Genomic DNA, 13,031 nt, shown 5'->3' with positions numbered 1-13,031 from the left:
ATTCAGTCCTCCGGGTTGTAGCCGAGGTTGGGCGCGAGCCAGCGCTCGGCCTCCTTCAGCGTCCAACCCTTGCGCTTGGCGTAGTCGGCGACCTGGTCCTGGGCCAACCGGCCGACCACGAAGTACTGGGACTGCGGGTGCGAGAAGTACCAGCCGCTGACCGCGGCCCCCGGCCACATCGCCATCGAATCGGTCAGCTCGATGCCGGTGCGCTTCGTGACGTCCAGCAGGTTGAACAGCGTCGCCTTCTCGGTGTGCTCCGGGCATGCCGGATAACCCGGCGCGGGACGGATGCCCACGTATTTCTCGCCAATGAGCGCGTCGTTGTCCAGCTGCTCGTCGGGCTGGTATCCCCAGAACTCCTTGCGGACCCGTTGGTGCATCCGTTCGGCGAACGCCTCGGCGAGCCGGTCGGCGACCGACTCCAACAGGATGGCGCTGTAATCGTCCAGCGCTGCCTTGAACTCCATGATCTTGTCCTGGCTGCCGAGCCCCGCGGTGACGGCGAAACCGCCGACGTAGTCGGCCAGACCGGTGTCTTTGGGTGCGACGAAGTCGCCGAGCGACCGGTTCGGGATGCCCTCGCGGTGCTCGCCCTGCTGGCGCAGGTTGTGCAGTGTGGTCAGCACCTCGGTGCGGGTGTCGTCGGTGTAGACCTCGACGTCGTCACCGACGGCGTTGGCCGCGAAGAAACCGATCACCCCGTTCGCGGTCAGCCATTTCTCCTTGATCGCCGTGTCGAGCATCTCCTGCGCGTCGTCGTAGAGCTTGCGGGCGGCCTCCCCCGTGGCCGGGTTGTTGAGGATGTCGGGGAATCGGCCCTTCATCTCCCAGGCGTTGAAGAACGGCTGCCAGTCGATGTACTCGCGCAATTCGGCGAGGTCGTAGTCAACGAACTCGCGCACGCCGAGCCCCTGAGCGGGCACCGGCGGCGTGTAGCCGTCCCAGTCGATCGGCGTCCGGTTCGCGCGGGCCTTCTCCAGGGTCAGCATCGGCCGGTCGTTCTTCTGGGCGTGCCGCTCGCGCAGGGATGCGTAGTCCTTCTCGGTGGCCTCCAGCAGTCCCGGCCGCTGTTTGTCGTCGAGCAGCGCGGCGGCCACCGGAACCGAGCGGGACGCGTCCTTGACCCAGACCACCGGACCGCTGCGGCGCGGCGAGATCTTCACCGCCGTGTGCGCGCGCGAGGTGGTCGCACCGCCGATGAGCAGTGGGATCTCCAGCCCTGCGCGTTCCATCTCGACGGCGAAGTTGGACATCTCGTCCAGCGACGGGGTGATCAGGCCGGACAGCCCGACGATGTCGGCGTCGTGCTCCTTCACCGCGTCCAGGATCTTCTGCGCGGGCACCATCACCCCGAGGTCGATCACTTCGAAGTTGTTGCACTGCAGGACAACCCCGACGATGTTCTTGCCGATGTCGTGGACGTCGCCCTTGACGGTCGCCATCACGATCGTGCCGTTGGTGTCTTTGGAACCCGTCGTGCCGGACTCCTCCTTCTCCGCCTCGATGAACGGAAGCAGGTATGCGACGGCCTTCTTCATCACCCGGGCCGACTTCACGACCTGGGGCAAAAACATCTTGCCCGAGCCGAACAGGTCGCCGACGACGTTCATACCGTCCATCAGCGGACCCTCGATCACCTCGATCGGTCGCCCGCCCGCGTCGGCGATCTCGACCCGCAGTTCCTCGGTGTCGTCCTCGACGTGGGCGTCGATGCCCTTGACCAGCGCGTGCGTGATCCGCTCGCGGACCGGTAGGGACCGCCACTCCGCTGCCGCCGGGTCGTCGGCCTTGTCCTTGGTGTTGAAGCGCTCGGCGATCTCGAGCAGCCGTTCGGCCGCATCCTCGCGACGGTTCAGCACGACGTCCTCGATGCGCTCCCGTAGTTCGGCGTCGATCGAGTCGTAGGGCACCAGCGCGCCTGCGTTGACGATGCCCATGTCCAGGCCCGCCTTGATGGCGTGGAAGAGGAATACCGCGTGGATCGCCTCGCGGACCGGGTTGTTGCCGCGGAACGAGAACGACACGTTCGAGATGCCGCCGGAGAGGTGCACCCCGGGCAGGTTCTCCTTGATCCAGGCGCACGCCTCGATGAAGTCGATCCCGTAGGTCGCATGCTCCTCGATGCCGGTGGCCAGCGCGAAGCAGTTCGGGTCGAAGATGATGTCCTCGGCGGGGAAGCCGACCTCTTCGGTCAGGACCCGGTAGGCGCGACCGCAGATCTCCTTGCGGCGCTCCAGGTTGTCGGCCTGCCCCTCCTCGTCGAAGGCCATCACGACGACGGCGGCGCCGTACTTGCGGCACAACCGAGCCTCGCGGATGAACTTCTCCTCGCCCTCCTTCAGGGAGATCGAGTTGACGATCGGCTTGCCCTGCACGTTCTTCAGGCCGGCCTCGATGACCTCCCACTTGGAGGAGTCGATCATCACCGGCACGCGGCTGATGTCGGGTTCGGACGCGATCAGCCGGGTGAACCGGTCCATCGCGGCGACGCCGTCGATCATGCCCTCGTCCATGTTGATGTCGATGACCTGCGCACCGACCTCCACCTGCTGCAGGGCCACCGACAGCGCGGTGTCGTAGTCCTCGGCCTTGATGAGGTTGCGGAACCGGGCCGAGCCGGTGATGTTGGTGCGCTCACCGATGTTGACGAACAAGGTGTCGTCGTCGATGTTGAGCGGTTCCAGGCCCGACAGCCGGGTGGCCACCGGGACCTCAGGCACCTGGCGCGGTGGCTTGCCCTCGACGGCCTCGGCGATCTTGGCGATGTGCGCGGGCGTCGTTCCACAGCAACCACCGACCAGGTTGACGAAGCCCGCCTCGGCGAAGTCCGCGACGTAGCCGGCCTGACGCTCGGGGGTTTCGTCGTACTCGGCGAACGCGTTGGGCAGCCCGGCGTTCGGGTAGCAGGAGACGAACGTGTCCGCGATTCGCGACATCTCGGCGATGTAAGGCCTCATCTCCGGTGCACCGAGCGCGCAGTTGAGGCCGATCGCGAGCGGCCTGGCGTGCCTGACCGAGTTCCAGAACGCCTCGGTGACCTGGCCGGACAGCGTCCGCCCGGAAGCGTCGGTGATGGTGCCCGAGATGACGACGGGCCAGCGGCGGCCGCGTTCCTCGAACAGCGTCTCGATCGCGAACACGGCGGCCTTGGCGTTGAGCGTGTCGAAGATCGTCTCGACCAGGATGATGTCGGCACCACCGTCGACCAGGCCGTTGGCGGCTTCGAGGTAGGCGTCGACCAACCGGTCGTAGGTGATGTTGCGGGCGCCGGGATCGTTGACGTCCGGCGAGATCGAGGCGGTCCGCGTGGTCGGTCCCAGCGCTCCGGCGACGTAGCGGGGCCGGTCACCGGTGCCGACCTCGTCGCAGGCCTTCCGCGCCAGCGCCGCGCCGGCGTAGTTCACCTCGTAGCTGAGCTCTTCCATGCCGTAGTCGGAGAGCGAGATCGCGTTCGCGTTGAACGTGTTGGTCTCAATGATGTCGGCGCCGGCGTCGAGGTATTCGCGGTGAATCGCCTCGATGATCTGCGGCTGGGTCAGGTTGAGCAGGTCGTTGTTGCCCTGGACGTCGCTCGGCCAGTCCTTGAACCGTTCGCCGCGGTATCCGGCCTCGTCGGGCCGGTCCCGCTGGATCGCCGTGCCCATCGCGCCGTCGATCACCATGATCCGCTGACCCAGTGTCGCGGTCAGTTCGTCGGTGCAGTCGGGGCGGATGTCCGGCGTGAGAGTGTTCGACTCAACGGCAGTCATGCGCGCTCCTTCCCTAGGGGAAGGCGTCCTTGAGTCTGCCGAGCGTGGCGGATAACGGTGAAGACCGGAATCCGTTGCAACGCCTCTCGACAGGCAAAGTCTACGTTGTCAGCCAAACGATTCTCGGACGCCCGCCTCGACGTGGCGATCGGTCCGACCCGCACGGCGACGCGCGCCCATGAGCGAACGCTGGCGGATCTTGTCGGCACTGTCGTCGACACCATGGTTAACCAGATTGCAGCCGAGCGTATTTCGTCTTGGCTGGCAGCCGGGTGCACATCGCGCGGCCACCGATTACGAGGGCGTCGAGCAAATCGGTGGTGTACGCGCGGTCCTTCACATCAGCCACGAATCCAGGGTAGTCGGCGAATCAAGTCAGCACGTGTGGCGATGGCGCTCCTACCCGCCTCAGAGGGCTTACGCTGGCGTTGTGACCTTGTCGGATGCGAGCGGTTTGAGACCGCCCGACCTGCCCGAACTGAACGACACCATCGTCGTCGCAGCGTTCGAGGGCTGGAACGACGCCGGCGACGCGGCCAGCGATGCGGTGGAGCACCTCGACGCGATCTGGGAAGCCGAGACGATCGTCGAGATCGACGACGAGGCCTACTACGACTACCAGGTGAATCGGCCGGTGATCAGGCAGGTCGACGGGGTCACGCGGGAACTGGTGTGGCCGTCGATGCGGATTTCGCACTGCCGTCCCCCGGGTTCCGACCGTGACATCGTGCTGATGCACGGCGTCGAGCCCAACATGCGCTGGCGCACGTTCTGCTCGGAGTTGTTGGCGATCGCCGACAAGCTCAACGTGCAGACCGTCGTCATCCTCGGCGCCCTGCTGGCCGATACGCCCCACACTCGGCCGGTGCCGGTGTCCGGCGCGGCCTACTCGTCGGATTCCGCGGCGGTGTTCGGGCTGGAGGAGACGCGGTACGAAGGCCCGACCGGCATCGCCGGCGTGTTCCAGGACGCGTGTGTGCAGGCCGGGATCCCCGCGGTGACGTTCTGGGCCGCGGTGCCCCACTACGTTTCCCAGCCGCCGAACCCGAAGGCGACCGTGGCCTTGCTGCGCCGCGTCGAGGACGTGCTCGACATCGAGGTGCCGCTGGCCGACCTGCCGACCGCGGCCGAGGAGTGGGAGCAGGCGGTTTCGGAGATGACCGCCGAGGACGACGAGATCGCCGAGTACGTGCAGTCGCTGGAGGAACGCGGCGACGCCGAGGTCGACATGACCGAGGCGCTCGGCAAGATCGACGGCGACGCGCTGGCCGCCGAGTTCGAGCGCTACCTGCGCCGCCGCGGCCCGGGCTTCAGGGGCTGAGGGGCTTCACCCCGCGCGAGCGACCACTTTTGCACGGCAAAGTGCGGCCTGTCGCGGTACAGACACGGTCGCTCGCGGCAGGGAGGGTTAGCGCTTTTCCAGCGCCTCGGTGCGCGCGCTCATCGACCGGCCCAACGCGGCGACCTCGGCGTCCATCTTCGGCAGCAGATCGGGCACCGTCTTGAGCGTGGCCCGCTCCCCCAGCCGCGACGCCAGCAGCGGCTTGAGCCAGCGCATCAGGCCGACGAACCGCGGGCAGTTGATCTGCCGCTTGCGGGCCTCGATGCCAGCGACGAACAGCTCACCGCACTTGTCCACCGAGGTGGTCTTGCCCAGCGGCCCGGGCAGAGAGTCGAGCATCTTGCGCGCGCTCGGCAGGTCCGAGCGACTCTCCCGGACCAGCGGCGTGTCGATCCACAGCATGTGCGCCGACCCGACGTCGACACCGTGGTGCGCGACCTCCAGGCGCAGCGCGTTGGCGAAATGCTCGGCGGCCGCCTTCGAGGCGTCATAAGGAGCCATGCCGGCCGAGGCGGCGTAGGCGGCCGCCGACGACACCACCAGGACGTAGCCGCGCCGGTCGATCACCGAGGGCAGCGCAGCGCGCACGGTGTGGAACACACCGACGACGTTGACGTCCATGATCGTCTGGAACGCCTGCGGGTCGACCCCGAGCACCGACCCGTAGGTCGCGATGCCGGCGTTGGCCATCACGATGTCGATGCCGCCGAACCGTTCGACCCCCTTGGCGACCGCCGCCTCCATCGCCGCCAGGTCGCGCACGTCGGCGACCGCTGTCACCACCCCGTCCTCGCCGAACCGGGCAGCGACCTGGGCCAACCGGTCGGCGTCGAGGTCGGTCAGCACGAGCTTGGCGCCCTTGTCGTGCAGCCGCCGGGCCACCTCTTCGCCGATGCCGTTCGCCCCGCCGGTGATCAACGCGACTTTGCCGTTCAGTGAACTCATGGCGGCTAAGGTACCGCGCCGGCGGCGACGTTCGACGCACGTTCAGCGCGCCGCGAGGGTGCACAAATGGCTGGAAACCAGCGGCGCGTCGTCGACAGACGCGCACACTCGCCGCAACGGGGTTACAACCGAATGCCCAGCAAGGCGTCGACGGCGGTCGCCACCGTGTGCCCCGCCTCGGGGTCGTGGCCGCCGTAGCTCAGCGCGTCGGTGGTCCAACCGTCCAGCGCCGCAAGCGCTTTCGGGGTGTCCAGATCGTCGGCGAGGTACCGGCGAACCCGCTGCACGACATCGGTCGCATCCGGCGCGCCGGGCAGCGCGACCGCCGCACGCCAACGACCCAGCCGCTCGATCGCCTCGGCCAGCACCGCGTCACTCCAGTACCGGTCGGCACGGTAGTGACCGGCGAACAGCCCGAGCCGGATCGCTGCGGGGTCGACGCCCTCGGCGCGGAGCCGCGAGACCAGCACCAGGTTCCCGCGGCTCTTGCTCATCTTGTGGCCGTCCCAGCCGATCATGCCGGCGTGCACGTAGTGACGCGCGAATCTGCGCTCGCCGGTGACGGATTCGGCGTGCGCGGCGGAGAACTCGTGGTGCGGGAAGATCAGGTCGCTGCCGCCGCCCTGGATGTCGAGGTCGGTGCCGATGCGGCTCAGGGCGATGGCCGCACATTCGACGTGCCATCCCGGGCGGCCCGGCCCGAACGGCGACGGCCAACTCGGCTCCCCCGGCCGTTGCGCCTGCCACAGCAGCGCGTCGAGTTCGTCGCCCTTCCCCGGTCGCTCCGGGTCGCCTCCGCGTTCGGCGAACAACCGAGCCATGGTGTCGCGGTCGTAGCCGGACTCGTAACCGAACTGTGCGGTGGCGTCGGCGCGGAAGTACACGTCGGGATACTCGGCGTCGTCGACGATGTAGGCGGCACCTGAGGCCAACAGCTTCTCCACCACCTCGATGACCTCGGCGATGGCCTCGGTGGCCGCGACGTAGTCGTGCGGTGGCAGCACCCGCAGCGCGGCCATGTCCTCGCTGAACAGCCGGGTCTCGCGGTCGGCGAGTTCGCGCCAGTCGATGCCGTCGCGCTGCGCGCGTTCGAACAGCGGGTCGTCGACGTCGGTGATGTTCTGCACGTAGTGCACCCGATGTCCGGCGTCCAGCCAGATGCGGTGCACGAGGTCGAAGGCGAGGTAGGTGGCGGCGTGGCCGAGGTGGGTCGCGTCGTAGGGCGTGATGCCGCAGACGTACATCGTGGCCGTTTCGCCCGCACTGACGGGACGGACCTGCCGATCGGCGCTGTCGTAGAGACGCAGCTGCGGTCCCCGGCCCGGCAGCGCCGGGACGACGGGAGCCGGCCACGAATTCATAGTCTCGACTCTAGGCATCGATCTGACCGACATCGCGGGCGGCCGTTTCATTCCCGGTCAGTCCCTCCAGCGGCTCCGATACGCCGAGAGGATCTCCTTGAGCAGCGCCTCGCTGAGCTCGGGCCGGCACATCAGCAGGTCGGGCAGATAGGGGTCGCGCCGGTTGTAGACCAGCTCCGAGCCGTCGATGCGCGACGCGTGCAGACCCGCGGCCTGCACCACGCCGGCGGGCGCGGCCGAATCCCACTCCCACTGTCCGCCGGCGTGCAGGTAGGCGTCGACGTCACCGCGCACCACCGCCATCGCCTTGGCGCCCGCGGACCCGATGCGCACCAGCTGGATGTCCATCCGGTCGCGCAGCCACCACAGCACCGGCGGCGGCCGGTTGGAGCTGGCCGTGATCAGGATGGGGCCGTCGGCGCGGGGCGGCGGCGGGATGACGGTGTCGGTGCGGTAGACCTCGTTGCGCGCGGGTAGCGCGACCGCGGCGTCGGTGATGCGCCCGTTCGGCCCGCCGTCGCGTCGCCACAGCGCGATGTGCACCGCCCAGTCCGTGCGCCGCGGCATCGAGTACTCGTGGGTGCCGTCGACAGGGTCGACGATCCACACCCGGTCGGCGTCGACGCGCGACAGATCGTCGACCGCTTCTTCGGAGAGCACCTTGTCGTCGGGCCGCTCAGCGCGAAGCCGCTCGAGGATCAGCCGGTTGGCCAGCTTGTCGCCGGTGTCGCCGAGGTCGTACGGGTCGTAGAAACCCACTTCCTCGCGGACCTTCAGCAGCATCTCGCCCGCCTCGGCGGCCACCTCGGCGGCCAACGCCGCATCAGTCAGGGTCATCGCTCAGAACGCCGGCCACGGGATCGGGCGATGCCGATCGGGTGTGGGCATCACCGGATCGGTCAGCAGCGCAACGGTTCTGGAGAGCAACGCGGCGATCTCGCGCTCGGTGATGAGGGCGCACAGTTCGTCGCCTAACCCGTTGCGCAGCTGATCGCGCAGCGCCGCCACCGATTCCAGCGTCTGATCGTCGACGGGTTTACCGGCCCAACCCCACAGCACGGTGCGCAGCTTGTCCTGGCTGTGCAGGGTCACCCCGTGGTCGACGCCGTACACCCGACCGTCGACGCCGGACAGGATGTGTCCGCCCTTGCGGTCGGCGTTGTTGACCAGCACGTCGAACACCGCCATCCGGCGCAACCGGTCGTCGTCGGCGTGTACCAGGGTGACCTCGTCGCCCGCGTAGTCGTAGGCCTGAAGGATCGGCAGAAAGCCCGGCGGAATGCGGCCCGCGGGAAGCAGATCCACCAGATCCGGCCCGTCCGGTCGTGCGTCGTCGACCTCATCGCCCGGCTGGTCCACCCACAGCTGCACCATGCCCTCACCCGCCGGCCCCTCACGAATAATGGTGTAGGGCACGACATTCCATCCCAACGCGGCCGACACCAGATAGGCCCCGCGCTCACGACCGGCCAGCGTGCCGTCGGGGAAGTCCCACAGCGGCGCCTCGCCCGCCACCGGCTTGTAGACGCAATGGACTTGGTGCTGCCCGAGATTCGCCTCGCACAAGAAGGTCGCGTTGCTGGCCGATCGGATGCGCCCGATGACGGTCAGTTCACCGCGCCGCAACACCTCTTCGCGGACCGCATCGGCCCCGCCGTCAGATGTCGACGTCATCGTCGGACTCGGCGAAGGCGCCGCGCCGATAGCCGTTGGTGCGCACGCAGATGTGACCTTCGGGGTCCAGCGGTTCGTCACAGAGAGGACAGGGCGGGCGGCCTGCCGAGATCACCCGGTTGGAGCGCGTCGCGAACTCGCGCGCGGATTCCGGTGTGAGGAACACACGGACCGCGTCGGGGCCCTCCTCTGCGTCGTCGAGCACCACCGACGCGTCGAATTCGGTTTCCGACACCGCCAGCAGTTCGACGACGACCGTCTGGGCTTCGGAGTCCCAGCCCAGTCCCATCGTGCCCACGCGGAACTCCGCGTCGACCGGAGTGATCAGCGGGCTGAGATCCTCGACCTCACCGGTGTCGGGCGGAATCGGCGTTCCGAACCGGCGATTGATCTCGAGCAGCAGTGCGGCAATCCGTTCGGCGAGCACAGCGACCTGCTGCTTCTCCAGAACCACCGACACGACGCGCTTGTCGTGGACGGCCTGCAAGTAGAACGTGCGATTGCCGGGTTGGCCGACGGTCCCGGCCACGAATCGGTCGGGTGTGCGGAAGACGTGGATTGCGCGGGCCATGGCACTTCCCAAAATACCGGTTGGGGCTCCTCAGCCGTAATTGCGACTAGCCGGTGGACCCGCCGACGACGGCATCCTCCGGCGGCACCTCGCCGTCTTCCGCGTCGCTTTTCGCGGGTTTGGGCGCCAGCCCCGACGTGAGTTGGTCACCAGTGTGGTTGACGTGGATCACGAACGGCCGCACCGCCGTGTAACGGATCACGCTCATCGACGCCGGGTCGGCGGTGATCCGTTGAAAGCTGTCGAGATGGGTGCCGAGCGCGTCGGCGACGATGGCTTTGATCACATCGCCGTGAGTGCAGGCGACCCACAGCACGTCGCCCTCGTGCTCCTCGGCGAGTCGACGGTCGTGCTCGCGGATCGCGGCCACCGCGCGGGCCTGCACGTGGGCCAGTCCCTCCCCGTCGGGGAACACCGCGGCGCTGGGCTGCTGCTGCACCACCGCCCACAACGGCTCGGAGACCAAGTCAGCGATCTTGCGCCCGGTCCAGGCCCCGTAGTCGACCTCCGAGATCCGGTCGTCGACGATCGGCGTCAGGCCCAGCGCTGCGGCCAGCGGTTCCACGGTTCGTTCGCAGCGCAACAGCGGCGAGCGCACGATCGCGCGGATCGGCAGCGAACCGATGCGGGTTGTAACCGCATGCGCCTGTTCGCGCCCCTTGTCGTCGAGGTCGACGCCCTCGGACCGGCCCGCCAGCGTGTGCGCGGTGTTGGACGTCGAGCGGCCGTGCCGCAACAGGATCACCGTCATGTCGCTGCCACCACACCCGTCCCCAACAAGATCAGCACCACGGTGCCCAGCATGACGCGATACCCGACGAACCAGTACATGCTGTGCCTGACCAGGAACCGCAGGAACCAGGCCACTGCGGCGAAACCGACCACGAACGCGATCACCGTGGCCACCAGCAACTGCGGGCCGGTCGCGCTCATCCCCTCTCCGACGGGATGGAACGCGTCGGGAAGCGAGAACAACCCGGAGGCGAACACCGCGGGGATGGCCAGAAGAAAACCGAACCGGGCCGCCAGCTCGCGGTTGAGACCGAGGAAGAGCCCGGCGCTGATCGTCGCGCCGGAACGGGACACACCGGGCAGCAGAGCCAGGCACTGCGCGAAGCCCACGATGATGCTGTCCTTCCACGTCAGCTGTTCGACGGTGCGCGCCTGGCGGCCGAAGTACTCGGCGGCGGCGATGACGGCCGAGAACACGATCAGCGCGATCGCGATCGCCCACAGATTGCGTGCGCCGGTGCGGATCTGGTCCTTGAACAGCAGCCCGAGGACGGCGATGGGGATGGTCCCGACGATCACATACCAACCCAACCAATAGTCGGCGTTGCGGTGCGCGGTGACGAACAAGCCGTTGAACCAGGCCTTGACGATGCGCCCGATGTCCTTGGCGAAGTAGAGCAGGACAGCGAACTCGGTGCCCAACTGGGTGACGGCGGTGAACGAGGCCCCGGCGTCGTCGGCGAAGAACACGCGCGACGTGATCGCCAGGTGCCCTGAGGAGCTGACGGGCAGGAACTCGGTCAGCCCCTGCACAATCGCGAGGACGACGACCTGCACCCACGACATCGCCGGCACGTCCGTCACGACGACGACCGTACCGTGGGCGGGTGTTAGCGACCGGTCCGCGCCACCGGCTCTGCGGACGCGACGAGATCACGCACCGCCGCGCCCACGCTTCGTCGGTCGGTGAGGTCGATGTCGGTCAGCTTGCGGCTGGACACGGCGACCACGTCCTCCTCGTGCGGGACCGGTCCCGCCAACCGCGGGCGGTAGATCTCGACCACCAGCATCTGGCGCTCGACATGGAACGAGAAGCTGCGGCCGTCGCCCACCTGGCCGAAGCCGCTGGCATACAGGCCGGTGGTCATGTCCTCGATGACAAACTCACCGGCGCCGGTCGCACGGTCCGTGGCGAGGGTCATGATCGCACCATACCGTTGACGCGGCCGCTAATTGGGAGGGCACGGCGAGCGGACGAAAGCCGACGCGCAGTTGTCTGCCTAGACTGGCCGTTCAGTCGCTTAACCGTACGCACGACCGAGAGCTACCCCTTGGCGCCCGTGGTAAACACATCGAATCAGCCGATTCGCCGGATCGTGGCGGCGCTGGCTATCGTGCCGGCATTTGTGCTGGTCGGGGGCTGCTCATCGGAAAGCACCGACGCTCCTGCCACCATCGCTCCCGCGCAGGCCGCGGTGTCCCCACCGGTGGCCGGCCGGCCCGACGGCGTCGTGCGCCCGCTGGGTGCCGATGCGCAGGCGGCGATCGTCGACGCGGAAAGCGGCTCACTGGCGGTGCTGGCGCCCGATCCGGCGGACCGATCGCAGGTCACGGTGTATTCCACCGGCGGCGAGGACGCGGCGACGGTGTCGTTGTCCAGTCCCGCAACGGCGTTGACGGGTGACGGCGACGGCCAGGTCTACGCGGCGACGCGCGGCGGCTACCACCGGATCGACGTCGCCGGTCGCACCGCCACCAAGGTCGAGGTCGAGGGCCTGCCTGACACCGACTTCACCGCGATCGCGCGGCGCGCGGACGGCCGACTGGTGCTCGGAAGCGCCGACGGCGCCGTCTACACGTTGGGCTCAGATACCGCCGTAGCCGCTACGCTGAAGATCTTTGCCCGTGTCGATGCGCTTGTCACACAGGGGAATACGGCCGTGGTACTGGATCGCGCCCAGACGTCGGTGACGGCGCTCACCGAGAACGGCGATGAGCAGGCGCAGGCGCTGCGGGCGGGCGAGGGTGCGACGACGATGGTCGCCGACCCGGCCGGTCGGGTGCTGGTGGCCGACACCCGCGGCGAGGGTCTCCTGGTCTTCGGCACCGATCCGCTGATCCTGCGTCAGCGGTACCCGGTGCGCGACGCCCCCTACGGCCTTGCCGGGTCGTCGACGCTGGCCTGGGTGTCGCAGACTGCGGCGAACGAGGTCGTTGGCTACGATCTGGCCACCGGCATTCCCGTCGAGAAGGTGCGATATCGAACCGTGCAGCAACCGAACTCCCTGGCATTCGACGAATCCTCTGGCACGCTGTATGTGGTGTCCGGATCGGGAGCGGGTGTGCAGGTGATCGTCGACGCGGCGAGAGCGCACGCATGAGCGCACTTCACCGCGGACGGATGCCGGCGGCCTGGGAGGACGCCGTCAAATCAGACCTCTCAGACGACTACGAATGGATTCCGCTGCGGTTGCCGCCGGACGTCACGCGAGTCAGCGCCTCGACCCGGTTGTCGATCGAGGCCGAATACCGAGGCTGGGAACTCACCCGCGTCAGGCTCTACACCGACGGTTCGCGACGGGTGTTGCTGCGCCGCAAGAAAACCGCAGCCAGCCGGATGAATATCCCGGAGCAGCCCGCACAGTGAAGCGATG

At 68.1% G+C, this 13,031-nt stretch carries 13 protein-coding genes; 3 read left to right on the top strand and 10 right to left on the bottom strand.

The window, feature by feature from the left end:
• Positions 1–2 precede the first annotated feature (2 nt).
• Together metH and CEX88_RS26520 are read right to left on the bottom strand one after the other, a co-directional pair.
• Complete coding sequence (metH, locus tag CEX88_RS11050; protein WP_094293521.1) at positions 3–3,752, bottom strand: methionine synthase; 3,750 nt, start codon at positions 3,750–3,752, stop codon at positions 3–5.
• Positions 3,753–3,978: 226 nt separating this feature from the next.
• Entirely contained in the window at positions 3,979–4,101 is a 123-nt protein-coding gene (locus CEX88_RS26520) for a hypothetical protein (RefSeq protein WP_255392535.1), read from the bottom strand.
• A 105-nt stretch (positions 4,102–4,206) separates the two neighbouring features.
• Between CEX88_RS26520 and CEX88_RS11045 the strand changes: the two genes are divergently transcribed.
• Entirely contained in the window at positions 4,207–5,073 is an 867-nt protein-coding gene (locus tag CEX88_RS11045) for a PAC2 family protein (protein ID WP_197696749.1), read from the top strand.
• Between the two features lie 87 nt (positions 5,074–5,160).
• Here the strand turns inward: CEX88_RS11045 and CEX88_RS11040 are convergent, their stop codons facing one another.
• The 8 genes from CEX88_RS11040 to CEX88_RS11005 form a co-directional block, all read right to left on the bottom strand.
• On the bottom strand, positions 5,161–6,039 hold the full coding sequence (locus CEX88_RS11040) for an SDR family oxidoreductase (protein WP_094293520.1): 879 nt from the start codon (positions 6,037–6,039) through the stop codon (positions 5,161–5,163).
• A 122-nt stretch (positions 6,040–6,161) separates the two neighbouring features.
• Entirely contained in the window at positions 6,162–7,400 is a 1,239-nt protein-coding gene (gene mshC / locus CEX88_RS11035; RefSeq protein ID WP_094293519.1) for a cysteine--1-D-myo-inosityl 2-amino-2-deoxy-alpha-D-glucopyranoside ligase, read from the bottom strand.
• A gap of 57 nt (positions 7,401–7,457) precedes the next feature.
• A complete protein-coding gene (locus CEX88_RS11030) occupies positions 7,458–8,237 on the bottom strand; it encodes a 3'(2'),5'-bisphosphate nucleotidase CysQ (protein WP_066842675.1) in 780 nt (259 codons plus the stop codon).
• 3 nt (positions 8,238–8,240) lie between these two features.
• Entirely contained in the window at positions 8,241–9,074 is an 834-nt protein-coding gene (locus tag CEX88_RS11025; RefSeq protein WP_094293518.1) for an SCO1664 family protein, read from the bottom strand.
• Positions 9,058–9,645 (bottom strand): DUF3090 domain-containing protein, encoded by a 588-nt coding sequence (locus CEX88_RS11020; protein ID WP_066842677.1) that lies wholly within the window; start codon positions 9,643–9,645, stop codon positions 9,058–9,060. The genes CEX88_RS11025 and CEX88_RS11020 overlap by 17 nt, the downstream gene beginning before the upstream one ends.
• A gap of 46 nt (positions 9,646–9,691) precedes the next feature.
• Positions 9,692–10,396: a histidine phosphatase family protein gene (locus CEX88_RS11015; protein ID WP_066842679.1), complete on the bottom strand. Its 705-nt coding sequence runs from the start codon at positions 10,394–10,396 to the stop codon at positions 9,692–9,694.
• Positions 10,393–11,223 carry an undecaprenyl-diphosphate phosphatase gene (locus CEX88_RS11010; RefSeq protein ID WP_064404503.1) on the bottom strand — a complete coding sequence of 277 codons (831 nt, stop codon included), beginning with the start codon at positions 11,221–11,223 and terminating at the stop codon, positions 10,393–10,395. The genes CEX88_RS11015 and CEX88_RS11010 overlap by 4 nt, the downstream gene beginning before the upstream one ends.
• A gap of 44 nt (positions 11,224–11,267) precedes the next feature.
• A complete protein-coding gene (locus CEX88_RS11005; protein ID WP_064393972.1) occupies positions 11,268–11,579 on the bottom strand; it encodes a hypothetical protein in 312 nt (103 codons plus the stop codon).
• Between the two features lie 189 nt (positions 11,580–11,768).
• Between CEX88_RS11005 and CEX88_RS11000 the strand changes: the two genes are divergently transcribed.
• Together CEX88_RS11000 and CEX88_RS10995 are read left to right on the top strand one after the other, a co-directional pair.
• Positions 11,769–12,758: a ligand-binding sensor domain-containing protein gene (locus CEX88_RS11000; RefSeq protein ID WP_238382048.1), complete on the top strand. Its 990-nt coding sequence runs from the start codon at positions 11,769–11,771 to the stop codon at positions 12,756–12,758.
• On the top strand, positions 12,755–13,024 hold the full coding sequence (locus tag CEX88_RS10995; RefSeq protein WP_064393974.1) for a DUF5703 family protein: 270 nt from the start codon (positions 12,755–12,757) through the stop codon (positions 13,022–13,024). Before CEX88_RS11000 ends, CEX88_RS10995 begins: the two co-directional genes overlap by 4 nt.
• Positions 13,025–13,031: the final 7 nt, after the last annotated feature.

The organism is Mycobacterium neumannii, assembly GCF_002245615.1.
GTDB classification, from domain to species: domain Bacteria; phylum Actinomycetota; class Actinomycetes; order Mycobacteriales; family Mycobacteriaceae; genus Mycobacterium; species Mycobacterium neumannii_A.
Note: the sequence above shows the minus strand (reverse complement) of the source record. Positions and strands in the feature narration are given on the sequence as shown.

Coding starts and splice junctions, on each gene's coding strand:
- CEX88_RS11020 (WP_066842677.1), bottom strand. CDS start 9,645: ATGGCCCGCGCAATCCACGTCTTCCGCACACCCGACCGATTCGTGGCC.
- CEX88_RS10995 (WP_064393974.1), top strand. CDS start 12,755: ATGAGCGCACTTCACCGCGGACGGATGCCGGCGGCCTGGGAGGACGCC.
- CEX88_RS11030 (WP_066842675.1), bottom strand. CDS start 8,237: ATGACCCTGACTGATGCGGCGTTGGCCGCCGAGGTGGCCGCCGAGGCG.
- CEX88_RS11005 (WP_064393972.1), bottom strand. CDS start 11,579: ATGACCCTCGCCACGGACCGTGCGACCGGCGCCGGTGAGTTTGTCATC.
- CEX88_RS11015 (WP_066842679.1), bottom strand. CDS start 10,396: ATGACGGTGATCCTGTTGCGGCACGGCCGCTCGACGTCCAACACCGCG.
- CEX88_RS11010 (WP_064404503.1), bottom strand. CDS start 11,223: ATGTCGTGGGTGCAGGTCGTCGTCCTCGCGATTGTGCAGGGGCTGACC.
- CEX88_RS11025 (WP_094293518.1), bottom strand. CDS start 9,074: ATGACGTCGACATCTGACGGCGGGGCCGATGCGGTCCGCGAAGAGGTG.
- CEX88_RS11040 (WP_094293520.1), bottom strand. CDS start 6,039: ATGAGTTCACTGAACGGCAAAGTCGCGTTGATCACCGGCGGGGCGAAC.
- metH (WP_094293521.1), bottom strand. CDS start 3,752: ATGACTGCCGTTGAGTCGAACACTCTCACGCCGGACATCCGCCCCGAC.
- mshC (WP_094293519.1), bottom strand. CDS start 7,400: ATGAATTCGTGGCCGGCTCCCGTCGTCCCGGCGCTGCCGGGCCGGGGA.